This is a genomic window from Variovorax nitratireducens, assembly GCF_051216545.1.
GTDB lineage: Bacteria > Pseudomonadota > Gammaproteobacteria > Burkholderiales > Burkholderiaceae_C > Variovorax.
The window spans coordinates 131,591-156,545 of sequence record NZ_JBPJZO010000006.1; the positions used below are offsets into that span (position 1 = coordinate 131,591).

The 24,955-nt window shown below is 67.3% G+C and carries 30 protein-coding genes; 7 read left to right on the forward strand and 23 right to left on the reverse strand.

All coding sequences use genetic code 11. The features are described from left to right. Positions 1-162: 162 nt before the first annotated feature. Positions 163-843, reverse strand: coding sequence for a histidine phosphatase family protein (locus tag ACSFA8_RS16610; protein WP_435480602.1), 681 nt, complete (start codon positions 841-843; stop codon positions 163-165). Positions 844-909: 66 nt separating this feature from the next. Here ACSFA8_RS16610 and ACSFA8_RS16615 point away from each other — a divergent pair, with 66 nt between their 5' ends. After that, complete coding sequence (locus ACSFA8_RS16615) at positions 910-1,614, forward strand: alpha/beta fold hydrolase (protein ID WP_435480603.1); 705 nt, start codon at positions 910-912, stop codon at positions 1,612-1,614. A gap of 76 nt (positions 1,615-1,690) precedes the next feature. Here ACSFA8_RS16615 and ACSFA8_RS16620 read toward each other — a convergent pair whose 3' ends face one another. From ACSFA8_RS16620 to ACSFA8_RS16655, 8 genes are all read right to left on the reverse strand, one after another. Beyond that, positions 1,691-2,092: an RNA recognition motif domain-containing protein gene (locus ACSFA8_RS16620; RefSeq protein ID WP_435480604.1), complete on the reverse strand. Its 402-nt coding sequence runs from the start codon at positions 2,090-2,092 to the stop codon at positions 1,691-1,693. Positions 2,093-2,279: 187 nt separating this feature from the next. Beyond that, positions 2,280-3,020: a 5-oxoprolinase subunit PxpA gene (gene pxpA / locus ACSFA8_RS16625; protein WP_435480605.1), complete on the reverse strand. Its 741-nt coding sequence runs from the start codon at positions 3,018-3,020 to the stop codon at positions 2,280-2,282. 43 nt (positions 3,021-3,063) lie between these two features. Next, positions 3,064-4,062 (reverse strand): 5-oxoprolinase subunit C family protein, encoded by a 999-nt coding sequence (locus ACSFA8_RS16630; RefSeq protein ID WP_435480606.1) that lies wholly within the window; start codon positions 4,060-4,062, stop codon positions 3,064-3,066. Further along, the gene (gene pxpB, locus ACSFA8_RS16635) at positions 4,059-4,721 is read right to left on the reverse strand and encodes a 5-oxoprolinase subunit PxpB (protein WP_435480607.1); all 663 of its coding nucleotides are present in this window, start codon (positions 4,719-4,721) and stop codon (positions 4,059-4,061) included. Before pxpB ends, ACSFA8_RS16630 begins: the two co-directional genes overlap by 4 nt. Continuing rightward, the gene (coaD, locus tag ACSFA8_RS16640; protein WP_435480608.1) at positions 4,718-5,218 is read right to left on the reverse strand and encodes a pantetheine-phosphate adenylyltransferase; all 501 of its coding nucleotides are present in this window, start codon (positions 5,216-5,218) and stop codon (positions 4,718-4,720) included. The genes pxpB and coaD overlap by 4 nt, the downstream gene beginning before the upstream one ends. A 41-nt stretch (positions 5,219-5,259) precedes the next feature. Then, entirely contained in the window at positions 5,260-5,919 is a 660-nt protein-coding gene (locus ACSFA8_RS16645; RefSeq protein WP_435480609.1) for an RsmD family RNA methyltransferase, read from the reverse strand. Between the two features lie 37 nt (positions 5,920-5,956). Next, positions 5,957-7,315: a M16 family metallopeptidase gene (locus ACSFA8_RS16650; protein WP_435480610.1), complete on the reverse strand. Its 1,359-nt coding sequence runs from the start codon at positions 7,313-7,315 to the stop codon at positions 5,957-5,959. A gap of 14 nt (positions 7,316-7,329) precedes the next feature. Further along, positions 7,330-8,766: a M16 family metallopeptidase gene (locus tag ACSFA8_RS16655; RefSeq protein WP_435480611.1), complete on the reverse strand. Its 1,437-nt coding sequence runs from the start codon at positions 8,764-8,766 to the stop codon at positions 7,330-7,332. Positions 8,767-8,795: 29 nt separating this feature from the next. Between ACSFA8_RS16655 and ftsY the strand changes: the two genes are divergently transcribed. Next, on the forward strand, positions 8,796-9,914 hold the full coding sequence (ftsY, locus tag ACSFA8_RS16660; RefSeq protein ID WP_435480612.1) for a signal recognition particle-docking protein FtsY: 1,119 nt from the start codon (positions 8,796-8,798) through the stop codon (positions 9,912-9,914). A 64-nt stretch (positions 9,915-9,978) separates the two neighbouring features. Continuing rightward, positions 9,979-10,440 carry an Mpo1 family 2-hydroxy fatty acid dioxygenase gene (locus ACSFA8_RS16665; RefSeq protein WP_435480613.1) on the forward strand — a complete coding sequence of 154 codons (462 nt, stop codon included), beginning with the start codon at positions 9,979-9,981 and terminating at the stop codon, positions 10,438-10,440. Positions 10,441-10,446: 6 nt separating this feature from the next. Here the strand turns inward: ACSFA8_RS16665 and ACSFA8_RS16670 are convergent, their stop codons facing one another. Continuing rightward, positions 10,447-10,782, reverse strand: a complete 336-nt coding sequence (locus ACSFA8_RS16670) for an FHA domain-containing protein (RefSeq protein WP_435480614.1) — start codon at positions 10,780-10,782, stop codon at positions 10,447-10,449. A gap of 257 nt (positions 10,783-11,039) precedes the next feature. Between ACSFA8_RS16670 and rpoH the strand changes: the two genes are divergently transcribed. After that, positions 11,040-11,981 (forward strand): RNA polymerase sigma factor RpoH, encoded by a 942-nt coding sequence (gene rpoH / locus ACSFA8_RS16675; protein ID WP_286539261.1) that lies wholly within the window; start codon positions 11,040-11,042, stop codon positions 11,979-11,981. Between the two features lie 93 nt (positions 11,982-12,074). Further along, positions 12,075-13,061, forward strand: coding sequence for a Bug family tripartite tricarboxylate transporter substrate binding protein (locus tag ACSFA8_RS16680; RefSeq protein WP_435480615.1), 987 nt, complete (start codon positions 12,075-12,077; stop codon positions 13,059-13,061). Between the two features lie 57 nt (positions 13,062-13,118). Here the strand turns inward: ACSFA8_RS16680 and ACSFA8_RS16685 are convergent, their stop codons facing one another. Genes ACSFA8_RS16685 through ACSFA8_RS16705 form a run of 5 tightly spaced genes read right to left on the reverse strand, consistent with a single transcriptional unit; the run spans position 13,119 to position 17,346 of the window. After that, entirely contained in the window at positions 13,119-13,736 is a 618-nt protein-coding gene (locus ACSFA8_RS16685) for an SCO family protein (protein WP_435480616.1), read from the reverse strand. Positions 13,737-13,747: 11 nt separating this feature from the next. Beyond that, positions 13,748-14,656: a heme o synthase gene (gene cyoE, locus ACSFA8_RS16690; protein ID WP_435480617.1), complete on the reverse strand. Its 909-nt coding sequence runs from the start codon at positions 14,654-14,656 to the stop codon at positions 13,748-13,750. Beyond that, entirely contained in the window at positions 14,653-15,897 is a 1,245-nt protein-coding gene (locus tag ACSFA8_RS16695) for a COX15/CtaA family protein (protein ID WP_435480618.1), read from the reverse strand. The genes cyoE and ACSFA8_RS16695 overlap by 4 nt, the downstream gene beginning before the upstream one ends. Next, the gene (locus ACSFA8_RS16700; RefSeq protein WP_435480619.1) at positions 15,894-16,607 is read right to left on the reverse strand and encodes an SCO family protein; all 714 of its coding nucleotides are present in this window, start codon (positions 16,605-16,607) and stop codon (positions 15,894-15,896) included. Before ACSFA8_RS16700 ends, ACSFA8_RS16695 begins: the two co-directional genes overlap by 4 nt. Then, entirely contained in the window at positions 16,558-17,346 is a 789-nt protein-coding gene (locus ACSFA8_RS16705; RefSeq protein ID WP_435480620.1) for an SURF1 family protein, read from the reverse strand. The genes ACSFA8_RS16700 and ACSFA8_RS16705 overlap by 50 nt, the downstream gene beginning before the upstream one ends. Positions 17,347-17,382: 36 nt before the next feature. Between ACSFA8_RS16705 and ACSFA8_RS16710 the strand changes: the two genes are divergently transcribed. After that, positions 17,383-17,604 (forward strand): twin transmembrane helix small protein, encoded by a 222-nt coding sequence (locus ACSFA8_RS16710; RefSeq protein ID WP_286539273.1) that lies wholly within the window; start codon positions 17,383-17,385, stop codon positions 17,602-17,604. A 77-nt stretch (positions 17,605-17,681) separates the two neighbouring features. Here ACSFA8_RS16710 and ACSFA8_RS16715 read toward each other — a convergent pair whose 3' ends face one another. The 8 genes from ACSFA8_RS16715 to ACSFA8_RS16750 all read right to left on the reverse strand — a co-directional run bounded on the left by ACSFA8_RS16715 (position 17,682) and on the right by ACSFA8_RS16750 (position 24,200). After that, positions 17,682-18,563, reverse strand: coding sequence for a cytochrome c oxidase subunit 3 (locus ACSFA8_RS16715; RefSeq protein ID WP_435480621.1), 882 nt, complete (start codon positions 18,561-18,563; stop codon positions 17,682-17,684). 42 nt (positions 18,564-18,605) lie between these two features. Further along, on the reverse strand, positions 18,606-18,821 hold the full coding sequence (locus tag ACSFA8_RS16720) for a DUF2970 domain-containing protein (RefSeq protein WP_435480622.1): 216 nt from the start codon (positions 18,819-18,821) through the stop codon (positions 18,606-18,608). Continuing rightward, positions 18,818-19,438, reverse strand: coding sequence for a cytochrome c oxidase assembly protein (locus ACSFA8_RS16725; protein ID WP_435480623.1), 621 nt, complete (start codon positions 19,436-19,438; stop codon positions 18,818-18,820). Before ACSFA8_RS16725 ends, ACSFA8_RS16720 begins: the two co-directional genes overlap by 4 nt. 122 nt (positions 19,439-19,560) lie before the next feature. Further along, positions 19,561-19,671, reverse strand: coding sequence for a cytochrome oxidase small assembly protein (locus ACSFA8_RS16730; protein ID WP_435480624.1), 111 nt, complete (start codon positions 19,669-19,671; stop codon positions 19,561-19,563). 13 nt (positions 19,672-19,684) lie between these two features. Then, positions 19,685-21,322, reverse strand: coding sequence for a cytochrome c oxidase subunit I (ctaD, locus tag ACSFA8_RS16735; protein WP_286539284.1), 1,638 nt, complete (start codon positions 21,320-21,322; stop codon positions 19,685-19,687). Between the two features lie 31 nt (positions 21,323-21,353). Next, complete coding sequence (coxB, locus tag ACSFA8_RS16740; RefSeq protein WP_435480625.1) at positions 21,354-22,532, reverse strand: cytochrome c oxidase subunit II; 1,179 nt, start codon at positions 22,530-22,532, stop codon at positions 21,354-21,356. A gap of 69 nt (positions 22,533-22,601) precedes the next feature. Continuing rightward, positions 22,602-23,078: a DUF2244 domain-containing protein gene (locus ACSFA8_RS16745; protein WP_286539288.1), complete on the reverse strand. Its 477-nt coding sequence runs from the start codon at positions 23,076-23,078 to the stop codon at positions 22,602-22,604. A 216-nt stretch (positions 23,079-23,294) separates the two neighbouring features. Then, positions 23,295-24,200, reverse strand: a complete 906-nt coding sequence (locus ACSFA8_RS16750; protein ID WP_435480626.1) for a biotin synthase — start codon at positions 24,198-24,200, stop codon at positions 23,295-23,297. A 21-nt stretch (positions 24,201-24,221) separates the two neighbouring features. Here ACSFA8_RS16750 and ACSFA8_RS16755 point away from each other — a divergent pair, with 21 nt between their 5' ends. Beyond that, positions 24,222-24,941, forward strand: a complete 720-nt coding sequence (locus tag ACSFA8_RS16755) for a ComF family protein (RefSeq protein WP_435480627.1) — start codon at positions 24,222-24,224, stop codon at positions 24,939-24,941. Positions 24,942-24,955: the final 14 nt, after the last annotated feature.

Below are 24,955 nucleotides of genomic sequence, written 5' to 3' on the forward strand. Positions count from 1 at the left end.
TCGTCGTTGAAGGTATAGCCGGCGTTGTGCACCCTGAGCCTGGCCCGCTGCCGGGTTAGCGTTTGCCGTAGCCGTTCGCTGTTGCCGTAGCCGTTCGCTGTTGCCGTCGCTGTTGCCGTCGCCGTTGCCGTTGCCGTTGCCGACGGCCCAGACCGCTTGCGTTCAGCGTGGCTCCAGGTGCCGTTTCTGGTCGTAGGTGGGCTGCGGCGGCAGGTCGGCGAGATGGCCGGTGTCGGCCCAATCGAGGATCTGGATGCGCGCCGGATCGGCCGCGTCGGCAATGCGGATGCGGTTGAAGCCGGCGTTCGGGATCTCGCTCTGGCGCGGGCCGCCGAGGCTCAGGCCCTGCGCGGTGCGCCACACCATGTCGAGCACGCCGCCGTGGGTGACCACCAGCACGTTCTGGCCCGCATGCGCCGCAACGATGCGGCCGAGCGCATCGAGGATGCGTGCATGGAACGCGCGTGGCGATTCGCCTTCGGGCATGGCGGCATGGTCTTCGCGAAACAGGAGCCAGTCTTCCCAGGCACGCGGATGCAGTTCGCGGATTTCCTCGGCGCGCAGACCCTCGGCCACGCCGAAGTGCTGCTCGCGCAGGCCGACGGTGGTGACGATCGGGAGCTTGAGCTGCTGCGCCGCCGGTGTCGCGGTCTGTTGCGCACGCATCAGGTCGCTGCTCACCACCTGCTGCACCGGCTCGCCGGCCAGGCGCAGACCGAGGCGGCGCGCCTGCTCGTGGCCGATGTCGTTGAGGGGTACATCGACGTGGCCCTGAAAGCGCAGTTCGCGGTTCCAGTCGGTTTCGCCGTGGCGGATCAGAATCAGTTCGGTGGCAATGGGCATGGTGGGTGCTGCCATTGTCCCATCGCGCAATGTCGGAGCCTTGACGCGATGCCAGAATCGAGCGCTATGCCCCAACTCGTTCTGATTCCCGGCCTCGCCTGCGACGACCGTCTCTGGCAGGCCCAGTGGCCGGTGCTGCCGGCCAGCATGGCACCCTCCGTGAGCGACGTGCACATGCGCCACGCCACCATCCAGGACATGGCGGCCGCGCTGCTGCGCGAGCACGAAGGCCCCCTGGTGCTGTGCGGCGCCTCGATGGGCGGCATGATCGCGATGGAAGCGGCGCGGCAGGCGCCCGCGCGCATCGAGGGGCTCGCACTGCTCGGCACCAACCCGCGGCCCGAAACACCCGACATGCGTGAACTGCGCCAAGCCGCCATCGAGCTCTTTGAACGCGGCGATATCGCCGGAGTGATCGGGCCGAACGTGGCGTTTGCGTTTCACCCGGCGCAGGCGGCCGATGCGCAACTGGTCGATGCCTATCTGCAGATGATGCTCGACGCCGGCGCCGAACAGTTGATCCGGCAAAACCGGGCGCTGATGCAACGGCCCGATGCGCGCGAACAACTGCCGGGCCTCCGCTGCCCGGTGCTCGTGATGTGCGGCGACACCGACCGGCTAACGCCACCCGACTGCTCCCGCGATATCGCCGCGCTGGCGCCGGCCGCCGAACTGGTGTGGGTGGCGGACTGCGGCCACATGCTGACGATGGAAAAGCCGGCACATGTCAACACGACGCTGGGGGCCTGGCTGGCCCGGCTTGACGCCTGAGCCCACACGACGCGGTTGCCCCCAGACGCAAAAAAGGCTCCCAAGGGAGCCTTTTTTGATTCAGAGCAGGGTGTGCTCAGTAGCCGCCACGGCTGCCGCCGCCGCCGCCACCACCGTAGCCGCCGCCACCGCTGCGGCCACCGCCGGCGCCGCCGCCGTTGTAGCCACCACCGCCGCCGCCACCACTGCGACCGCCGCCGCCGCCGAAGCCGCCGCCAGCAGGGCGGGGTTCCATCGGACGGGCTTCGTTGACCGTCAGGCTACGGCCGTCAAGTGCGTGGCCGTTCATGCCTTCGATGGCTGCCAGCGCTTCTGCGTCGGTACCCATTTCGACAAAGCCGAAACCCTTGGAACGACCGGTGTCGCGCTCCATCATGACCTTGGCGCTGCTGACAGAGCCGTACTGGCCGAAGGCCTGTTCCAGATCATTGTCGCGAATCGAGTAGGACAGATTGCCCACGTACAGTTTTTTGCCCATTTGGGACTCCTAACAAAACAAGAAACAAAAGCGATGGAGTCCCAGAATCACAACAAACAAAACCCGCTGTGGCGCGAAACCGACCTATCACCGTCAACGCCTGCCCGCAGAAAACCGCAGGAAAGCCCCCGCATTATCGGCGAAAGCGCCCGCTTGTGCGGAAATCCAAAAAAAAGATCCGCCCGGCTCAGGCCGTCGCGCGAACCGCGATGCCCTCGGTGGCCAGCTTTTCCCGGATGCACTGGGCGAATTCGAGGGCATGGGCGCCGTCGCCATGCAGGCAGACGCTCTGGGCATTGACCGAAACAATGCTGCCGTCGATGGCTGTTACGCGGTGGTCGCGCACCAGCGAAAGCGTCTGCGCAATGGCCTCGGCGTCGCTTTCGATCAGCGCGCCGGGCAGCTTGCGGCTGACCAGACTGCCGTCGGCGTTGTAGGCGCGGTCGGCGAACACCTCTTCCACCGGCTGCAGGCCGGCGCGGTTGGCGGCCTCGATCATGCCGCTGCCGGCCAGCCCGAAGAACTTGAGCGATGGGTCGAAGCGCTTGACCGCCTCGCACAGCGCATCGGCCAGCACCGGGTCTTTGACCGCCTGGTTGTAGAGCGCGCCGTGCGGCTTGACGTGGGCAAGCCGGCCGCCCTCGGCCTTGACGATCGCGGCCAGCGCGCCGATCTGGTAGAGCATGCCGGCGATGACCTCGTCGGCCGGCAGGTTCATTTCGCTGCGGCCGAAGTTCTCGCGATCGGGAAAGCTCGGATGCGCGCCGATCGCCACGCCGTTCTGCATGGCCCAGCGCACGCACTGGCGCATGGTCTTTGCGTCGCCCGCGTGCCAGCCGCAGGCAATGTTGGCCGAACTCACCAGCGCCAGCAGCGCTTCGTCGTTGTCGCAGCCTTCGCCGAGGTCGGCGTTCAGGTCAATAAACATGGTTACTCGCCCCTAGCCGGTTCCGCGGCGTTCCCCGACGAGTCTACGCCGCAACGGGCCAGCCCATGGCCGCCAGCCCGTGGGCAACCTGTGCCAGGTGGCGCTGCTGCGCATCCCACGCGGCACCCGCCGCGGCGGCATCGACTTCGACCAGCCGCAGCCGCCCGTTGAGTGGCGCCTGCGCGAGCTTCCAGAGATCGGCACGGATCACCACGCCGATGCGCGGATAGCCGCCGGTGGTCTGCGCATCGCCCATCAGGATGATCGGCTGGCCCGAGGGCGGCACCTGGATCGTGCCCGGGATCACGCCCGACGACAGGATGTCGACGCTGCGCCGTCGCTTGAGTTCGGGCCCGGCCAGCCGGCTGCCCATGCGGTTGCTTTGCGGTGTGATGCGCCAGCCATCGCCCCAGAGCCCGGCGCGCGCCGCGACGGTGAACTGCTCGTATTCGGGACCCGGCATCACGCGCAGCGAGATCGCGCCGGTCGTGCCCTCGCCCGCGTCCCAGGCCGGTGGGCGCAGGCCGAAGGCACGGCGGTCGCGTTGTGCCGCGCTGAGCGACGAAGCGCCGAGCGGCAGCTTGTCGTTTTTTCGCAGTGCACGGCCCCCGTGGCCACCGAAGCCGGCCTTGAGATCGGTGCTGCGCGAGCCGAGCACCGGGGCCACGTCGATGCCGCCGTCGACCGCGAGCCAGGTGCGCAGACCGGGTTTGCCGCCCGAAACGTTGGCGTCGGCGAGCCTGAGTGTTTGCCCGGCCGCAACCGGCACGCTCCAGCAGGGCCAGATCGGCTGGCCGTCGAGACGCGCGCCGAAGTCGTCGCCGGCCAGGGCGATGCGCGTGGCACGGCCGAAACGCAACTCGCAGCCCCCCATCGTGAATTCGAGGCCGGCCGCGCCATCGGGGTTGCCGACCAGGCGATTTGCCAGCGCCAGCGCCAGCGGGTCAAGCGCACCACCGGGGCAGATGCCCAGGTGACGGTGCCCGTGCCGGCCCAAGTCCTGCACCGAAGCCAGCATGCCGGGCCGGATGACTGTGATCACGTCCTGATGCTCTCGGCGACAAAGCGCACGCGGTCGCCGGGGCGCAGCAAGGTCGGCTCCTTGGCGGCCGGGTCGAACATCTCGAGCGGCGTGCGCCCGATCAGTTGCCAGCCGCCCGGCGACACCAGCGGATAGACACCGGTCTGCTCGCCGCCGATGCCGACCGAGCGTGCCGGCACGGCGGTGCGGGGTTCGGCACGGCGCGGCGTGGCGAGCTCGGGCGCCAGGCCGCCGAGAAACGCAAAGCCCGGCAGAAAGCCAAGCAGATAGACGATGTATTCGCCGGCACAGTGGCGGCGAACCACTTCCATCGGGGTCAGGCCGGTGTGGGCCGCGACGTCCCCCAGATCGGGGCCATCCTCGCCGCCATAGGCCACCGGAATGCGCACTTCGCGTCCGGCAATCGCGGTCGGCCCGAGCTTGGGCCAGAGCGCCAGCACGCGCGCGCCCAGCGCTTCGGCATCGGTCTGCGCGGGGTCGAACATCAGCGTGAGGTTGTTCATGCCGGGCAACATCTCGCCGACGCCGGGCCATGCCGCGGCCTCGGCGGCGAGCGCCCAGATCTTCTGCTGAACGTCGAGCCGTGCCGGCGCCGGCAGCTCGAACAGCAGCGCGGCGTCGCCGAGGGGATGCAGCCTGGGCGGCGAGGCTTCAGTCACTCACGTCCAAGGCTGCGCACCTTGGCAGCCAGCTTCTGCTGCACGCCGCGCGACACGAACTTGTCGACCTCGCCACCGAGCATCGCGATCTCACGCACGAAAGTGCTGGAGATGAACTGGTATTTGTCGCTCGGCGTGAGGAACACGGTCTCGACGTTCGGCATCAGCGAGCGGTTCATGCCGGCCAGCTGGAACTCGTAGTCGAAGTCGGTCACGGCGCGCAGGCCGCGCACCATGGCCTTGCCGTTGCGCGCGACCACGAAGTCGCGCAGCAGGCCGGAAAAGCTCTCGACCGTGACCTGGTCCTTGAACGGCTCCGCCACTTCCCGCGCCATCTCGATGCGTTCCTGCAGCGAGAACAGCGCCTTCTTGTGGTGGCCTGCAGCCACCGCCACGATCACATGCGAAAAGAGCTGCGTGGCGCGCCGCACCACGTCTTCATGGCCCAGCGTCATGGGATCGAATGTCCCGGGGTATACCGCGATCACGTTGGACATCGTCTTCCTCCTCGTCGGCCGGTTCGGCCTGGGTCGGCGGATTATGCCGTCGCGGCAGCAAGCGGCCGCAGCAGGTGCGCATGCACCGCGCCGGCCTTCAGGTAGCGGAAGCCGATGAGCCCCAGCGGGGCCAGTTCTTCGTCCGTCCAGCGCCGCGGCGCCTCGAGGTACACCGCACCATCGGCATGCAGCGCGCGGGCCGCCGCGCGCAGTGCGGGCTCGTACAACGCAGGCTGTTCGAACGGTGGATCGAGAAACACCGCGTGCAGGCTGCCGGCCGGCACACGCTCCAGCGCGGTGACGCCATTGCCGCGCTCGACGCGCAGCGCCTGCGCGCCCAGCCGAGTCTTGATCGCCAGCAGTTGCGCAACGAGTTCTGCATCCTGCTCGCACGACAGCACGCTGGCGGCCCCGCGCGACGCGGCTTCCAGCCCGAGCGCGCCGGTGCCGGCAAAGGCATCGAGGCAATGCCAACCCGGCAATTCGCCGCCGCCGACACCGGCCAGGCTGGCGAGCCAGTTGAACAGGGTTTCGCGCACGCGATCAGGCGTCGGCCGCAGGCCGGGCTTGTCGGCCACGGCCAGCCGGGTTCGCTTCCACAGCCCGCCAATGATGCGGATCTGGCGCGGCAGCGGCGCCTTGTGGCGGGGCACGCGGGCGGGCTTGCTGGCGGCGGGCTTGGGTGCGGGGTCTTTCCTCATGCAGCCGAGCTTAACTGCGGCCGCCGCTGGGAGGCGGTCATTGCGCGCCGCCGACGATGACGGTCACCATGCGCTCGGGCTGCAGCTTGCGCGCGAACGCGGCCTTGATGTCGGCTGCGGTCACCGCGTTCATGCGAGCCGTCCAGGTGTCGAGGTAGTCGAGCGGCAGGCCGTACCAGGCGATGTTGGCCACGTTGCCGAGCAGTTTGCGGTTGCTGTCGAGCAGGAGCGGGAAGCCACCGATCAGGTTGTCCTTGGCGGCCTTGAGTTCGACCTCGGTCGGGCCTTCGGCGACGAACTTAGCGAGCACTTCGCGCGACACCTTCACCGCCTCGGCCGCCTGGTCGGGCCGGGTCTGAAAGCCGATGCGGAACGCGCCCGCATGCAGGCCGGGCGAGAAGCCGCTGTAGATGCTGTACGTCAGGCCACGCTTCTCGCGCACCTCGTCGGTCAGCCGCGAGACGAAACCGCCGCCGCCGAGCACGTAGTTGCCGAGAGTGAGCGCGAAGTGATCGGGGTCGCTGCGCTGGTAGCCCGGCTCGCCGATAAAGACGTGCGCCTGGGCCGAATCGAACGGAATGCGCTCTTCCTTCGGCGCCGTCAGCGCTGCAATCTCCGCTACCGGCGGCAGGGCCGCGCAGCCAGCCGGCTGGGCCGGCAAGCGCGACAGCAGCGTCATCGCAATCGTCTCGGCCTGCGGCCGCGTGACGTTGCCGACGATGCTGAGCCTGGCCCGGCACGGCACGATCAGTTTCTCGTAGAGCGCGCGCATCGCGGCGGTGTCGATGCGTGCCAGCGTGGCTTCGGTCGCTTCCTGACCGTAGGGATGGTTGCCGTAGACGGCCTGCCCGAAAGCGCGCGACGCGGCGGTGGCCGGCTTGGTGTTGGCCTCCTTGATGGCCGCGCCGATGCGCTCGCGCTCGCGCTGCCAGATGTCTTCGGGGAACGATGGCTCGCCGATCTGGCGTGCTGCCAGCGCGACGGCCTTGCCCGACAGCGCCGGATCAGACAGCGTGCGCAGCGTGAAGCTGGTGCGCTCGGAACTGGCGCCGGCGTCGAAGTTGGCGCCGAGGTCGGCCCAGGCCTCGCCCAGTGCGTTCTGATCCATCGACTGCGGATAGGGGCCGGAGTCCGGCGCCGCGCGAACGCCTTTTTCGACCATGCCGGCCGTGACACTGGCCAGGCCGGCCTGCGGTGCCGGATCGCGCCGGCTGCCGGCGTCGAAGTCAAGCTGGAGATCCAGGATCGGCAGCGTGTCCACGCTCGACAGCCAGACCTGCGCGCCGTTCGGCAGCGTCCAGTGCTGGATGGGCACGGCAGCCTGAACGTTCAAGCCGAATAGGGCCAGCGCACCAGCCAGCAGTGCGCAAGGCGCCATCTTTTTCGTAGCAGACATGAGGATTCGATCTTTCAGCGCAGGTCGCCGACGGGCGCCGCGAAGCCACGCGGCCGGCGGTTCTTTTCGGGCGGCAGCGGCCGCAGGATGGCGACCGTGAGCTGGTCGTCGCCGAAGTACCTGGCAGCAACCGCCTGCACCTGTTCGGCCGTGACGGCCTGCAGCTTGGCAATGACCTTGCCGCTCGCGTCCAGCGGCAGTCCCTGAACCCAGTTGCTGCCGAGTTCGCGCGCCTGCGCCATGACGGAGTCGAGCTTGTAGGTTTCGCTGGCCACCCATTGCGTCTTGACGCGGGCGAGTTCGGCCGCCCCGATGCCCTCCTTCGCCACGCGGGCCACCTCGGCGCGCAACGCAGCCTCGACCTGCTCGGGCGTCTTGCCGGCAGCCGGCACGCCATCGAGGCCGAACAGCTGTGGCCCACGGCCGATGAAGCCCGAATAAGAGCCGGCCGAGTCGGCCACCCGATCCGGGCCCTGGGTCAGCGCGCGATCCAGCCGCGAGCCGGCGTAGCCGTCGAGCACGGCGGAGAGCACCACCAGCGCCCAGGCATCGCTTTCCCCGTCCAAGCTCTCCAGCTTGGGCGTGCGAAAGGCCAGCGACACGTACGACTGCTCGGCCGGCGCCTTGAACTCGATGCGGCGGATGCCGCGCTGCTCGGGCTCGGTGCGCGGCTTGCGCGGCGGCACGGCGCGGTTCGGGATGCCGCCATAGTATTTTTCGGCCAGCTTGCGCACCTGCGCGACGTCGACGTCGCCGGCGACCACGATCGCGGCATTGGCCGGCACGTACCAGCGCTGGTGGAAGTCGCGCACGTCCTGCGGCGTCATCGCGTCGAGGTCGCTCATCCAGCCGACCACCGGGCGGTGGTAGGGCGAGGCGATGAACACGGCCGCGGTCTGCTGCTCGCCGAGCAGCGCGCGCGGCTGGTCTTCGGTGCGCATGCGGCGCTCTTCCTTGACCACCTCGATCTCGCGCTTGAACTCGTCGTCGGCCCATTGGTTGTGGGCGAAGCGGTCGGACTCCAGCTTCATGACGTCTTCCAGCTTGCCCATCGGGATCTGCTGGTAGTAGCCGGTGTAGTCACGCGTGGTGAAGGCGTTTTCGCGCCCGCCGAGCGCGGCCACGCGCCGCGAGAACTCGCCGGGCTTCAGGTCCTTGGTGCCCTTGAACATCATGTGCTCGAGTGCATGGGCCACGCCCGAAGTGCCGTCGACCTCGTCCATCGAGCCGACGCGAACCCAGATCATCTGCACCGCAGTGGGCGCGCGGCGATCCGGCTGGACGATGAGGGTCATGCCGTTGGCGAGCGTGAATTGCTGCGCCCGGGTGGACGATGTGGAGGAAGAAGCGGCGGGTGGGCTTTGGGCAGCGACGGGCATGGCCCAGAGCGCGAGGAGCGCCGTGGCCAGCACCGCACCGGACGCAGCGCGGCGTGGCGAGGGGCGTTTCATAGAATGGGTCGGATTGTAAAAAACCCCTGATGTTCAGTTTCTTCAAGAAAAAAAAGCCCGAGGCAGAGCTGCCGCCGGCGCCCCCTCCTCCGCCACCGCCGCCTCCCCCGGCTGCGGCACCCCCGACGGTGCCCCAGGAGGTGCCGGCATTCTTGCGCAACCTGCCCCCCGCGCCGCCACCTCCACCGCCGCCCCCGAAGGTCTCGCCCTACCGCGCTGCGCCGCCGCCCGTGGCGGCGATCGAGCCTGAGCGCGCCGGCTGGATCGACAAGCTCAAGACCGGCCTGCGCAAGACCGGCACCGGCATCACGGCCGTTTTCGTCAATGCGCAGATCGACGAGGCGCTCTACGAAGAGCTCGAAACCGCGCTGCTGATGGCCGACACCGGCGTCAAGGCCACCGAGTCGATGCTGGAGGAACTGCGCCGCCGCGTCAAAAGCACGATGCCCAGCAACGCCGCGCAGGTGCGCGTGCTGCTGGCCGATGTGCTGACCGATCTGCTCAAGCCGCTCGAAAAGCCGCTCGTCATCGGCAAGCACGCACCGACGGTGATCATGGTCGCGGGCGTCAACGGCGCCGGCAAGACCACCTCGATCGGCAAGCTCACCAAGCACCTGGCCGACGAAGGCTGCTCGGTGCTGCTGGCCGCGGCCGACACCTTCCGCGCCGCGGCGCGCGAGCAACTGCTGGTCTGGGCCGATCGCAACACGGTCGAGATCGTGAGCAACGAGGGTGGCGACCCCTCGTCCGTGAGCTTCGACGCGGTCAAGGCCGGCAAGGCACGCGGCAAGGACGTGGTGCTGGTCGACACGGCCGGCCGGCTGCCAACGCAGCTCCATCTGATGGACGAGCTCAAGAAGATCAAACGCGTGGTGACGAAGGCCGACGCGACCGCGCCGCACGAGATCCTGCTGGTGATCGACGGCAACACCGGCCAGAACGCGGTGGCGCAGGTCAAGGCCTTCGACGACACGCTGGGACTGACCGGCCTGATCGTGACCAAGCTCGACGGCACCGCCAAGGGCGGCGTGCTGGCCGCGATCGCGCGCGAGCGGCCGATTCCCGTGTACTTCGTCGGCGTCGGCGAGAAGCTGGAAGACCTCGAGACCTTCAGCGCGCGCGAGTTCGCGCAGGCGCTGCTCGGCTGACACGGCGGGGGTGCTCTGGCATCATGGCCGGATCGCCGCATCGCACGGCGCTCCGGAGACTGACATGCACACCGCCCAAGCACCCCTTCCCGGCACCGACCGCAAGGTCGACCGCCTGCTCGCCCACTACGGCGAGAGCCATCGCAACCCGACCAACGAACTGATCCACTTCGTCGCCATCCCCGCGATCATGCTCAGCATCGTGGGCCTGCTGTTCGCGCTGCATCCCTGGGTGGCCTATGCTTTCGTGGCGGCCAGCCTCGTCTATTACGCGTCGCTCCGCTCGCCGGTGCTGCTCGCGACCATGGCGGTCGGCACCGTCGCACTGCTGGCGCTGGTTCATGCGCTTGGCGCCTATCTCGTACCGGTGTCGGCCGTGGTGTTCGTGGTCGCCTGGATCTTCCAGTTCGTCGGCCACAAGATCGAAGGCAAGAAGCCCTCGTTCTTCGAAGACATCCAGTACCTGTGGGTCGGGCCGCTGTTCGTGGTGACGCAGCTGTACGCCAGGCTGGGCGTGCGCTGGTAGGTGCCCTCAGCCGACCAGGCCCAGCTCCGAGAGCAATCCGAAGTTGGTGCTGCTGTTGCGCGTCAGGTAGCGGATGTCGCAATCGCCGACGCGGATCACGTCGCCATGGTGCAACTCCTGGCGTTGCACCTGGCGGCCGTTGACGAAGGTGCCGTTGCTGCTGCCCAGATCCCGCAGCCAGGTGCCGTCGTCTTCCACGCTCAGTTCGGCATGGTGCCGGCTGACGCGCGGGCGCACGATCTGCACGTCGTTGTCCACCTCTCGCCCGATCGAGGTTCGATCGGCGGCAAGGTCGATCACTTTGGGGGCGGTGGTTTTCGTCAACAGGATCAGGCGGGCCATGGTTCTTGTTCTCCTCGGCGAGATGCCGATGTCAATGTGCGCCCGGCCCACAGTTCGCCCTAGCAACTAGTTGGCATGTAATCCTTTGTTATTCATTCTGGCCTCATAAAGTGCCGACTCCGTGCATAAGGCACGCGCGATCCCGTTGCCGGCTGACAGCCAAACGCTATCGCGGCGATTGAAATAAGGGGGAACCCTGACCTTAGCACTCCCTCTAACCGAGTGCTAATATGATCCGAACCAAAGGAGTTTCGTCAATGACAACCCTGTCTGGAGTCTCTGCCAACCAACTGGCTGTGGCCAATCCGTGGTCGGTCGTGCCGCCGTTGGGCAATCTGGACGCCTACATTTCGGTCGCCAACCGGCTGCCGCTGCTCACGCTCGAAGAAGAGCAGGGCTTTGCCCGCAGGCTGCGCGACCACAATGACCTCGAGGCCGCCGGCGCGCTCGTGCTGTCGCACTTGCGCCTGGTCGTTTCCATTTCCCGCCAGTACCTGGGCTACGGGCTGCCGCACGGCGACCTGATCCAGGAAGGCAATGTCGGCCTGATGAAGGCCGTGAAGCGCTTCGACCCCGACCAGGGCGTGCGGCTGGTGAGCTACGCCATGCACTGGATCAAGGCCGAGATTCACGAGTACATCCTGAAGAACTGGCGCATGGTCAAGGTGGCGACCACCAAGGCGCAGCGCAAGCTGTTCTTCAACCTGCGGTCCATGAAGCAGGGCTTCAAGGCCGAGTCCGCCGCGCTGGACGAAGGCACGCACCGCGACACGCTGAGCCCCGACGAGGTCGGCCAGGTCGCGGCCCGGCTGAACGTGAAGCCCGAAGAAGTGCTCGAGATGGAAACCCGCTTGTCGGGTGGCGACATCCTGCTCGATCCGAGCCCGTCGGACGACGGCGAAGAATCGTTCGGCCCGATCGCCTACCTGGCCGACGCCACGCAGGAGCCGACCGCGCAACTTGAATCGCGCGCCCGCGACCGCCTCTCGAGCGACGGCATCTCGACCGCGCTGGAGGCGCTGGACGAGCGCAGCCGACGCATCGTGGAAGAGCGTTGGCTGAAGGTGAACGACGACGGCTCGGGCGGCATGACGCTGCACGACCTGGCAGCGGTGTACGGCGTGAGCGCCGAGCGCATCCGCCAGATCGAAGTGGCGGCGATGAAGAAGATGAAGAAGTCGCTCGCAACCTTCGCCTGAAGTCCGCTGCACTCCAGGAACAGCCCGGCCGCGTGCCGGGCTTTTTTATACTCGTCGGCTTTGCGTCCGCCGAACTCACCGGAACAACACCACATGATCGCTTCACGCTCGCGCCGCTCGTTCACCGCACTGGCCGCCGCACTGCTCGCCGCTGGCCCCGCCATCGCGGCCTCGCCGCTCGACGGCTGGCCGAACAAGCCGCTGCGCATCGTGGTGGGGTTTCCGGGCGGCTCGACGCCCGACCTGTCGGCCCGCACGATCGCCGAGCCGCTGTCGAAGGCGCTCGGCCAGCCGGTGATCGTGGAAAACCGCGTCGGCGCCGGCGGCAACATCGCCGGCGAAGTGGTGGCGCACGCGACCGACAACCACACGATCAGCGTGATGATCAACGGCAACATGACGATCGCGAAGCTGCTCAACAGCAAGCTTGGCTACGACCCGTTGACCGATCTGCAGCCCGTTAGCCTGGTGGGCACGGCGCCGCTGGTGCTGGCCGTGCCGGCTGCCACGCCGGGCAACATGCCACAGGAGTTGCTGAAGGCCGCACGCGCATCCGGCAACAGCTGGAGCTATGGCACCCCGGGCGTGGGCACTGTGGGGCATCTGGGCATGGAGCTGCTCAACGCGCAGCTCAAGACCCAGTCGGTGCACGTGCCCTACCCCGGCTACCCGCAGGTGATCAACGGGATGATCGGCGGCCAGCTGCAGTGGGCGCTGCTGCCGCCGGCTTTGGCGGGTGCGCAGGCGCGCGCCGGCAAGCTCAAGGTGATCGGCGTGACCAGCACCGGTCGCAGCACGCTGGTGCCCGAGTACCCGAGCCTGGCCGAGCTCGGCCTGCCGGGCTTCCAGCTCGAGATCTGGAACGCGGTGGCGGCCCCAGCCTCGATGCCGAAGCCGATCGTCGCGAAACTGTCGGCGCTGGTAAGCGAGATCGTGCGCTCGCCGGAGGTGCGCGCCAAGCTGTTCCAGCAGGGCTGGCAGGCGGTGGGCTCGTCGTCCGAAGGGCTGGCCAACCGCATCAAGGCCGACACGGCGCAGCTCGGCGGCGTGATCAGGGCGCGCGGAATCAAGAACGAGTGATTGCCGTCAGGCCCTTTGCGGCGCTTCAGGTGCTCGACGGAGCCGGCCACGACGGAATCAGGACTTCAGCAGCGCCTTGACGTCAGCCAGCATCGGCGCGGCGCCCGCGCCGTAGCGCGCATACAGCCGCAGCCGGCCCGAGGGGTCGTAGATGTAGCTGGCGGCCGAGTGATCCATCGAATAGCTGGTCGGTGTCGAGCCGTCGACCTTCTTGTAGTAGACCCTGAAGTCTTTGGCGGTGGCGGCCAGTTGTTCGGGCGTCGGGATCAAGGCCACGAAGCCCGGATCGAACGCGCCCATGTAGGCCTTCAGCACGGTCGGCGTATCGCGCGCCGGGTCGACGGTGATGAACACCACCTGCAGCTTGTCGCCGTCGGCGCCGAGCTGCTGCTTGACCTGGGCCATCTCGGTCATCGTGGTCGGGCAGACATCGGGGCACTGCGCATAGCCGAAGAACAGCACGACCACCTTGCCCTTGAAGTCGGCCAGCGTGCGCACCTTGCCGTCGGTGTCGGCCAGCGAGAAGTCCCTGGCGTAGTCGGCGCCGGTGAGGTCGACCGCATTGAAGCTCTGCCGGGCCTCGGTACACCCTGAAAGATTCAAACCCATAGCGGCTGCAGCGGCTACCCATCCTGCGCTTCCCGCTATCAATTTAATAGCATTTCGCTTGTTCATCGCAAAGGTTCTCAAAACAGGTAATGGTCGACCAGCAGCGCCGCGAACAGCACGCTCAGGTGGATCAGCGAAAAACGGAAGGTCTTGCGCGCCAGCGTGTCGGAGTAGTGACGCCAGAGCGCGAACGCATAGCCGGTGAAGCCGATGCTCACCGCCACCGCCACCGCCAGGTAGAGCCAGCCGCTCATGCCGTAGATGAACGGCATCAGGCAGGCCGCGAACAGGATGAAGGTGTAGAGCAACACCTGCAGCCGCGTGAATTCATTGCCGTGGGTCACGGGCAGCATCGGCAGGCCGGCCTTGCGGTAATCCTCGACGCGGTACAGCGCGAGCGCCCAGAAATGCGGCGGCGTCCACAGGAAGATGATCAGGAACAGGATCAGCGCTTCAGGCCCGACGTTGTCGGTCATCGCGGCCCAGCCGAGCACCGGCGGCATCGCGCCTGAGGCGCCGCCGATCACGATGTTCTGCGGCGTCAGCGGTTTCAGGATGACGGTGTAGACGACCGCGTAACCGACGAAGGTGGCGAAGGTGAGCCACATCGTGAGTGGATTCACCGTGAACCACAGCAGTGCCGAGCCGGCCGCGCAGAGCATCCCCGAGAAGATCAGCGCCTGCCTGTCGCTCAGCTGTCCGCGCGCGGTGGGGCGCCACGCCGTGCGCTTCATCTTCGCGTCGATGCCCTTTTCGACCAGGCAGTTGAATGCCGCGGCCGCGCCGGCCACGAGCCAGATGCCGATGCAGGCGAGCAGGCCGCGCTGCAGGTCGGCCCAGCCCGGCACACCGGGCACCGCCAGCACCATGCCGATCAGCGCGCAGAACACGATGAGCTGCACCACGCGCGGCTTGGTCAGCGCATAGAACTGGCGCAGCACGTTGGCGGTGCTGGTGGCTTCGGTGACGGGCAAGGGCGTGCTCATGTCTTTCGCATCTTTGCAGAAACACCGCGGAACGGGCTTTGCCCGGCCACTGGTGTTACCCCCTGCAAGGGGGGTGGCATAGCGACACGAAGTGCGCGGAGACTGGGGCTGCGCCTGGTTTCGCACAGCGTCCAGACCAGCACCACGGCCAGCGCCGCGGCGCCCCCGGTGTGCAGCACGGCCGCCAGCAGCGGCCAACCGAGCAACACGTTGCCGAGGCCGGTGGCGAGCTGCAGCAGCGCCAGGCCGGCCAGCCATTTCGCCTGCAGGCGCAGGGGCGCGACGCGAAGCAGCCGCCAGGCCAGCACACCGATCGCCACGAACACGACATAGGCCATCAGCCGGTGCACGTAGTGAATCGCGGTCAGCGCCGAGAAGTCGACCGGGTTGCCGGCCGAGGTGACGCCGAGGGCGCGCCAGATCTCGAACCCCTGCGCAAAGTTCATCGGCGGCCACCAACTGTCCTGGCAGGTCGGAAACTGGGTGCAGGCCAGCACCGCATAGTTGGTGCTGACCCAACCGCCCAGCGCAATCTGCAACCCGAGCAGCAGGCTCGTGGCCACCAGCAGGCTGCGCAACCCACCGGGCAAGGCGGTGGGCAGCCGCTCGCTCGCGGCTTGCTGGTAGCGCACCGCCTGCATGCAGAGCAGCGCGAGCAGCACGACGGCGCCGAGCAGGTGCAGCGTGACGATCGCGGGGTAGAGCTTCATGGTCACGGTCAGCGCGCCAAAGGCGCCCTGCAGGCAGACCCAGACCAGCGTGACCAGCGGCCACCAGGGCTTGAGCGCGACCTGCGGCGCGGCAATGGCCGGCGACCGCCGTTGCCGACGCCAGGCGACGAAAGTGGCGATCGCCAACACGACGATCAGCACGCCGACGCCGGTGGCCAGGTAGCGGTGCACCATCTCGATCCACGCCTTGCCGTGCGTCACCGGGCCGGTCGGCTGCGCGGCTTGCGCCATCGCGATCTCATGCCGCGCGCCCAGCGGGCTCGCGTTGCCGTAGCAGCCGGGCCAGTCGGGGCAGCCGAGGCCTGAATCGGTCAGGCGCGTGAAGGCTCCGAACAGCGTGAGGTCGAAGGTCAGGAACAGCACGAGCACGGTCAGCGCATGCAGGCGCCGCGCCGCGCCATGGCCCGCATTGCGGCGCCAGACCCACACCAGCGGACCGAGCGCGATCAGCACACCCATGCCCATCAGCCATGCGATCGGCGCGAGGTCGTAGGGCGCGGGGGTGTTCATCTTCCGGGTTCGTCCCAGGACGCGGAGGCGCGCAGCAGCCGGTTGATGTCGTTCTTGGCCCTGGCCGCGCCCGCGGCGTCCATGCGCGCCGGAAAACGCATCATCCAGTTGCCCATCGGGTCGACCACGTAAAGGTGCTCGGCCAGCGTGTGGCCGGCTTCGGGCGCGAGCCATTGCGACAGCTGCGCTGCCGGCACGCGCAGCACCGTCGCGCCATGCAGGCCGTTGTCCAGACGTGCGGGCGGCGGATTGGCGTCGCTGACGAGCCAGACGCGATCCATCCGGTCCTTTTCGCGCCCGAGGCTTTCGCGCAACTGGCGCTGCAGATAGAGCTGCTGCTCGCACAACTTGTCACAGGCGGCGTCGCCGACGGCGACCAGCAGCCATTGCCCCTTGAGCGAGGCCAGCGGAACCGGCGCGCCATCGCGCGTGGCGACCGTCCACGCCGGCAGCGGACGTTGTGGCTCGATCAGTTCGCCGTACACGCGGCGGCCTTCAGGTCGAATGACGTAGTAGGTGAAGTAGGAGGCGATGACCGGTGCCGCACACATCAGCAGCACCGCGACCATCTTCCAGCGGCCCATGACCGTGCGGCGACCCGATGCGTCACCGAGCGCCTGCGGCGACGGCATCGAATGCACGGTGAGCCCGAGCGGCTCGTCAGCCACGGCGGGCACGCCGGAGCGGGGCAACGATTTGGAACCAGACATAGAGGATGGTGACGAGGGCCGCGAGGCCGAACCACTGAAACGCGTAGCCGTAATGCTTTTCGATGCCGAGTGCCGGCGCCGGCCAGTCACGCTGCAAGCCTTCGGAGGCCGCGTCGGTTTGCTGCAGCGACACATCGGCCCGCAATGGCAGTCCGGTTTCGGTGCGGAATGCTTCGAGGTCGAGATTTTGCCGGATGGGCGAAGACCCCACTGCATCCTGCGCTCCGGCGGCCGGCGCGGCGGCCTTGGCCAGCTCGAGCAGATGCGACGGCGGAGGCTCGATGCGGCCCTCGATCTCGACCAGCCCGGCGGGGGTCTGAACGGCCTGCAGCTGCGTGCGGTTCTCGAAGTTGCGCTGGACCCAGCCGCGCTGCACCATCACGGTCTGCTCGCTGCCTTCGATCGCGAACGGCGTCAGCACATAGAAGCCAGGCACACCGTGCATCTGCCGGTTGTCGAGGTAAACCGTTTGCGGCGTGAGCCAGAGCCCGCGCAGCCGCACCGATCGGTGCATGGCCTCGGTCGGCCGCGTCAGCAGGAGAAAGGCTTGCTGGTCGAGCGGCGGCTGGTTTTTCTGCAGTTCGATCTCGGCCTGCAGCGCCTCTTTTTGCGCAGCGCGCGACAGCTGCCAGCGGCCCAGCGACGCGGTGGCCGCGAGCGTGAGCACGGCAGCGATCGTGACCAGCCAGAAACCGCCGCGGCGTGCGGATCGAGGGCTCGGAATGGGTGTGGGGGTCAAGGGACGGGACGGCTGCGGCGGCCGATAATGGGCATCATGAAATACGTTGTCGCCCTCGCCTTTGTCGGCATTCTGGCGAGCCTCGGATTTGCGTTGTTCTACATGCTGAAGGACGGGCGCGACGGGCGCGCCAAAACCGGTGGCATGGCGCGCGCGCTCACGGTTCGGATCGGCCTGTCGGTGCTTTTGTTCCTGTGCGTTTTGATTGCCTGGAAACTCGGCTACATCCAGCCAGGGGGCCTTCCGGTCGGCAAGTAGATCGGGCCGCGCGGCATCGCCGGCCAGCCATGAAAAAAGCGCCTTGCGGCGCTTTTTTGTTGTGCCGTCCAAATCCCTCAAAGCCAGTAAACCAGCAGGTAGAGGCCGAGCCACACGACGTCGACGAAATGCCAGTACCAGGCGGCGCCTTCAAAGCCGAAGTGGCGCTCGGACGTGAAGTTGCCGTTCATGAGGCGGATGGTGATGAACAGCAGCATCAACATGCCGATGAACACGTGCAGGCCGTGGAAGCCGGTCAGCATGAAGAACGTCGAGCCGTACGCACCCGAACTCAGCTTGAGGTTCAATTCGGTGTAGAGGTGGTGATATTCGTAGCCCTGCACGCCGAGGAACAACATGCCGAGCAGCACCGTGACCCACATGAAGCGGATGCACTGGGCACGGTGGCCGGCACGCAGCGCATGGTGGGCGAAGGTGAGAGTGACGCCCGAGCTCAGCAGCAGCGCGGTGTTGATGGTCGGCAGCCAGAACGGGCCGACGGTCTGGAACGGCTCGACGATGCCGGCCGGCGACCCGGTCACACCGGCCGCGACAGTGGGCCACACCGCCTTGAAGCCGGGCCAGAGCAAGGCGTTGTCGAGACTGCCGAGCGAGGGCAATGCATGGGTACGCGTCCACCAGAGCGCAGTAAAGAACGCGCCGAAGAACATCACCTCCGAGAAGATGAACCAGCTCATGCTCCAGCGGAACGACAGATCGACCTTGTGGCCGTACTGGCCGCTTTCGCTTTCGCCGATGGCCTGCCGGAACCAGACGAACAGCGTGCCGAGCCAGGCCACCATGCCGAGCAGCAGCGACCAGGCGCCCCACTCGTGGCCATTGATCCACTGGGCGGCGCCCAGGATCACGAAGAGCAGGCCGGTCGCGGCCATGACCGGATAGGCCGACGGGCCGGGCACGAAGTAGTAGGGCGTGGTGCCGTGGGTGGTTGAACTCATATCAGGGTCCTGGCTTTCTTCTCTCGATTCGAATCTTGGGGGTCAGGGCGCGACCACGAACTTGACCAGCAGTATCAGGCCGCCGACGAACAACATGGCCGCCACCAGCCCGACGGCAATGATGTGCAGCGGCGTGAGCTTCGCGATGTCTTCCTGGTAGTCGCTGTCCTTGCGCACGCCGAAGAAGCCCCAGCCCACCGCCTTGACGGTGCGAAGCAGCGAGCCCTTGCGGGCACCGGCTTCATCGGCGGCGCTCATGAGCGTGGCTCCGTCTGGATTGGGGCCGCCGCGGTCGGCGCCGCCGGTGTCCTGCCGCCGACCTCGAAAAAAGTGTACGACAGGGTAATGGTCTTCACGTCCTTCGAGATCTTCGGATCGATCACGAACGCGACCGGCCACTGCTTCTTTTCGCCCGCGTCGAGCGTGTACTGGTTGAAGCAGAAGCACTCGAGTTTGTTGAAGTACGGTGCGGCCTGTTGCGGCGCATAGCTCGGAATGGCCTGCGCGGCCATGCGGCGGTTCTGCACGTTCTGGAACTCGTACATCACGGTATGCAACTCGCCCGGATGCACCTGCATCGAGCTCTGCGCCGGCTTGAAGTCCCAGAGGCCGCGCACATTGGCATCGAACTCGACCGTGATGGTGCGGCTCGTGTCGACCTGCGTGTTGGCCGGCAGTTTCACGTCCTTGCCGCCCGCAGCGCCACCCGGCACCTGCAGTTCGGAAAGCGCCAGCACGTTGATGCCGGTCATTTCGCAGATCGCGCGGTAAAGCGGCACCAGCGCGTAGCCGAACGCGAACATGCCGCAGGCCACCACGGCGAGCTTGCCCACCATCTTGACGTTGGCCCGGCGGATTCGTGCACCCAAACTCATGAACGCTCTCCATGAGCGCGGAACGCCGCGGAACCGGCTTTGCCGGTCCGCTGGCGTTGCCCCCGGCAGGGGGTTGGCGAAGCGACACGAAGTGCGCGAAGACTGGGGGGGAGCAGCATATATCAGCGCCCGATCCAGACCATGCGGATGATGAAACCGATGAAGAACAGCACCGCGATCGAGGCCAGCGTGAGCCCCATGCGTCGGTTGTTCCTCTTCTGTTCCGGTGTCATCGTGTGCAACCGGTCAGCCGATCACCCGGGTCGCCGTGGCATCCAGGCGCGGCGGCGTTTCGAAAGTGTGGAACGGAGCCGGCGAAGGCACTTCCCACTCGAGGCCTTCGGCAGCTTCCCACGGCTTTTGCGTGGCCTTCTCGCCCTTGCCAAGCATGGCGGGCAGCACGATAAACAGGAAGAAGTAGACCTGCGCGAAGCCGAAGAAGAACGCACCGATCGACGCCACCGCGTTGAAGTCGGCAAACTGCATCGGGTAGTCGGCATAGCGTCGCGGCATGCCCGCGAGGCCCAGGAAGTGCATCGGGAAGAAGGTGATGTTGAACGAGATCAGCGACCACCAGAAGTGCACCTTGCCGCGCGTTTCGCTGTACATCACGCCGGTCCATTTGGGCGCCCAGTAGTAGAAGCCCGAGAACATGGCGAACAGCGAGCCTGCGACCAGCACATAGTGGAAGTGGGCCACGACGTAATAGGTGTCCTGCAATTGCGTGTCGACCGGCGCAACGGCCAGGATGAGCCCGGTGAAGCCGCCCATGGTGAACACGAAGATGAAGCCGACGGCGAACAGCATCGGGGTCTCGAAGGTCATCGAGCCCTGCCACATGGTCGCGATCCAGTTGAAGATCTTCACGGCCGTGGGCACTGCGATCAGCATGGTCGCGTACATGAAGAACAGCTGGCCGGTGAGCGGCATGCCGGTCGTGAACATGTGGTGCGCCCACACGATGAACGACAAGATGGCGATCGACGAGGTGGCGTACACCATCGAGGCGTAGCCGAACAGGCGCTTGCGCGCGAACGCGGGCACGACCTGGCTGATGATGCCGAAGGCCGGCAAGATCATGATGTAGACCTCGGGGTGGCCGAAGAACCAGAAGATGTGCTGGTACATCACCGGATCGCCGCCGCCGGCGGGGTTGAAGAAACTGGTGCCGAAGTGGCGGTCGGTCAGCGTCATCGTGATGGCGCCGGCCAGCACCGGCATCACGGCGATCAGCAGGTAGGCGGTGATGAGCCAGGTCCAGCAGAACATCGGCATCTTCATCAGCGTCATGCCGGGGGCGCGCATGTTGAGGATGGTGACGATGATGTTGATCGAGCCCATGATCGACGAGGCGCCCATGATGTGCATCGCGAAGATGCCGGCGTCCATCGAGGGGCCCATCTGCAGCGTCAGCGGCGCGTAGAGCGTCCAGCCCGCGGCAGGTGCGCCGCCGGGCATGAAGAACGAACCCACCAGCATCAGCGCCGCCGGGATCAGCAGCCAGAAGCTGAAGTTGTTCATGCGCGCGAACGCCATGTCGGACGCGCCGATCTGCAGCGGAACCATCCAGTTCGCGAAGCCCACGAAGGCCGGCATGATGGCGCCGAACACCATGATCAGCCCGTGCATCGTGGTGAACTGGTTGAAGAGTTCGGGGTTCACCAGCTGCAGGCCGGGCTGGAACAGCTCGGCGCGGATCAGCAGGGCCAGGATGCCGCCGACCATCAGCATGGTGAAGCTGAACAGCAGGTACAGCGTGCCGATGTCCTTGTGGTTGGTTGCGAACACCCAGCGGCGCCAGCCGGCCGGGGCGCCGTGATGCTCGTCGTGACTGTGGTCATCGTGACCGTGTGCGTGGCCGTGGGGGTCGAGAACTGCGCTCATGAATCTTCCTTCGGGTATCGGGGGCGGCGGCTTACTTGCCGCGCTGCGCGAGCACTTCGGCGGGCTGGATGAGTTGGCCCGTCTTGTTCGACCAGCTGTTCTTCGTGAAGCTCGCCACGGCCGCGAGATCCGTGTCGCTGAGCTGCTTCCACGACGGCATCGCGCCGTTGTTCTGTCCCTTCAGGAGCACCTGGATCTGCTTGGCATGGTCGGCGTCGAGCACGATCGCAGCGCCGTCGAGCGGCTTGATCGGGCCGGCGCCCTTGCCGTTGGCCTGGTGGCAGGCGGCGCAATTGGCTGCGTAGACCTTCTCGCCGCGTGCGAGCATTTCCGGCAGGGCCCAGACCTTGGTGGGGTCGTCGAGCTTGGCAGCGGCTTCCTTCTTCTTGGTGTCGACCCAGGCGGTGTAGTCGGCGGCCGAAACCACCTTCACGTGGATCGGCATGTAGGCGTGTTCCTTGCCGCACAGTTCCTGGCACTGGCCGTAGTAGTCGCCGACCTGCTCGGCACGGAACCAGGTGTCGCGCACGAAGCCCGGAATCGCGTCCTGCTTGACGCCGAGCTGCGGCACGGCGAACGCATGGATCACGTCGTTGGCCGTGGTGATCACCCGGATCTTCTTGTTGACCGGAACGACCAGCGGATTGTCGACCTTGAACAGGTAATCGACCGGCATCTCGCCCTTGGCGCCGGCGTCGGACATCGCGCGCTGGCTGCTGTCGAGCGTGGAGATGAAGGCCAGGCCCTCGCCTTCGCCCTTGATGTAGTCGTAACCCCACTTCCACTGGTAGCCGGTGGTCTTGACCGTGAGGTCGGCGTTGGTGGTGTCCTTCTGCGCGACCAGCACCTTGGTCGCAGGCAGCGCCATCAGGATCACGATGATGAAGGGCACGATGGTCCAGATGACCTCGACAACCACCGACTCATGGAAGTTGGCCGCCTTGTGGCCGACCGACTTGCGGTGCTTCCAGATCGAATAGAACATGACCGCGAAGACGGCGATGAAGATCACCGTGCAGAGGATCATCATGACCGTGTGCAGGAAATGCTGCTCCTGGGCGATCTTGGTCACGCCGAAGGGCATGTTCAATTGACGAACCGACGGGCCGCCCGGCAGATCGCTGACTGCGTGCGCTGCACCGCCAATCGTCGCGCCGGCTGCCAGCAGCAGGTTTGCCGGCCAGTTCTTGTTGCGCCAAATGCTCTTCATCGTGTTTGCTTCTTCAATTACCAGTTAACCCATCGGCCCGTCATCGTCGATGCCGGCGCTGCGCGCCGCTCAGGCGCTGCGCAGTGCCATGCGAATCTCGCGCGCCAGTGCCGCACGCAATTCGGGGCGCACATAGCGCCCCACCCTCACCGAACGACCCTGCCCCGAAACCTCGATCAGCGAACGGTCGCTGTCCTGCGGCTCGACCCGCACCTGATGCGGCAAAAACTCCGTGCGCTCGTAGTGGCCGCCGTTTTCCAGCTCCACCACCAGGCGACCCTCCTGCAGCGCGATCTTTTCGCCGTCCGTCGCATGCCGCGCATACAGCATGAACGCAAAGCCGACCGCGGCCAGTTCGAGCCAGGCGAACGGCAACACCAGCCGTGCACCATGCCACCAGAACACGCTGCCGATGCCGAGCGACACCACGCACAACGACGCGTAGAGCCAGCCAAGCTGGCTCGGCGTGACCGAGCAATTGCGCTTCAGGAACCAGTGGATGCTCTGGCCTGAGACGGTGGCAAAACGAAACACGGAATTCGACACGGGCGAGTTCAGCAAATCGGTGCGCCGACAGCCGCCGAACCGGGGTTTGACAGGCCGCGATCGCGGGACCATACCCGCGAGTTCACGCAACGGCGGATTGTAGCGGGGGAATTCGTCTCACCCCCAGGCTGCGCGGCACTGCGTGTCCGCTGCGCCAACCCCCTTCCGGGGGCAATACCGATGGCCCGGCAAAGCCGGTTCCATGGTGTTCCCGACTTATCGCCCCTTTTGGAGCATGGCGCGCATTTCGCGCAGGGAGACGGCGCTCTCGGCGGCCAGGGCGACGCGCGGCGCAGGCTTGAAGGCATGGCCGTAGATGATTTCGAAGCTGAGCGCGATGCGGCCGTCGTTTCGCTCCGGCGCCGCGGTGGCGGCCAGCGCGGCGCCGAGTGTGTTGCGCCAGCCCCGCCCGCGCAGCCCGCCGAAGCGGGCCGGATGCAGGTTGCGGCCCAGCGTGCGCAGTTCGGCCAGCGCGGCCTCCGGCGTGGGCCAGGTCAAGACCACGCGCTCCATGTCCATCACGGGTTCGGCGAAGCCGGCGTGCACCAGCATGTCGCCCCAGTCGTGCATGTCGGTGAACTCGTGGCCGGCCGGTGGCCAGCCGAGCCGGGCATGGAGCGCGCGCAACTCGCGCACCGTATCGGGGCCCAGGGCGGAAAACATCAGGAAGCCATCGGTCGCGACCGTGCGGTGCCAGCGGCCGATCAGCGCCTGCGGGTCGGCCGCCATGTGCAGCGCCATGTTGGCCCAGAGCAGGTCGACGCCGTCCTCGGGCGTCGCGTCGAAGCGCGCCTGCGCGCCCTGCCAGCGCCGGGCGCTCCACCAGGGCGCGCCCAGCACGCCGGCCGTGCGCGCGGCGAGCGCGGCATCGGGCTCGATCACGTACTGCGCGGCCGCCGGATAGCGCCGCGCCACCAGCGCATGGGCTTCGAGCCCGCCCTTCAGGGGCGACCAGTCGGCCCAGCTTTCGGGCCGCGCCTTGATCCATTGCAGCCGGTCTTCCATGCGCCGGCCGATTTCCTCGTGCAGCCAGGGCGAGCCCTCGGCAGGGGCGAGGCGCGACCAGCGGGCTGCCGCAGCGGCGTCGATGGTGGGCGGGCGCTGGGCGGGATCGGTGGCCATGGGCGGCCAGTATATTGAGCCATGCCCGGCCTCCGAACTTCACGCCGCTTCACCGCACTGCTCGACGCGATACCCAGCCAGTGCGCGGTGTGCCGTGTCTGGCCGGCGCGCCCGATTTGCGACGCCTGCGTGGCGCGCTTCGCGCCGCCGGCCTTGCGCTGCGGCACCTGCGCGCTGCCGGTGCCGGCCGGGGTTGCCGGGTGCGGCGACTGCCTGCTGCACCCGCCACCGCTCGACGCCTGCCTGGCGGCCTGCGCCTACGAATGGCCCTGGCCCGACTGCATCGCACAGTTCAAGTTCCGTGGCGACGCGGGCTGGGCAGCGCCGTTGGCGACGCTGCTGCGCAGCGCGCCCTGGGTCGAACCGGCGCTGGAGCAATGCGACCTGGCCTTGCCGATGCCGCTGGCGCCGGCGCGGCTGCGCGAGCGCGGCTTCAACCAGGCGCTGGAGCTGTCGCGGCGCCTGGCACCGGACAAAACCGACGCGACGCTGCTGCTGCGCACCCGCGAAACCCCGGCCCAGAGCGGCCTGACGCGCGCCGAGCGGCTGCGCAACCTGCGCGGCGCCTTCGCGATCGAGCCGCTGCGGGCGGCCGAGGTGCACGGGCGCCGCGTCGTGCTGGTGGACGACGTGATGACCAGCGGCGCCTCGGTTTTCGCTGCGGCCGAGGTGTTGCGCAGCGCCGGCGCCGCCCACATCACCGCGCTCGTGCTGGCCCGCACCGACGCTCCGCAACAATAGGGCACCCTTCGTCA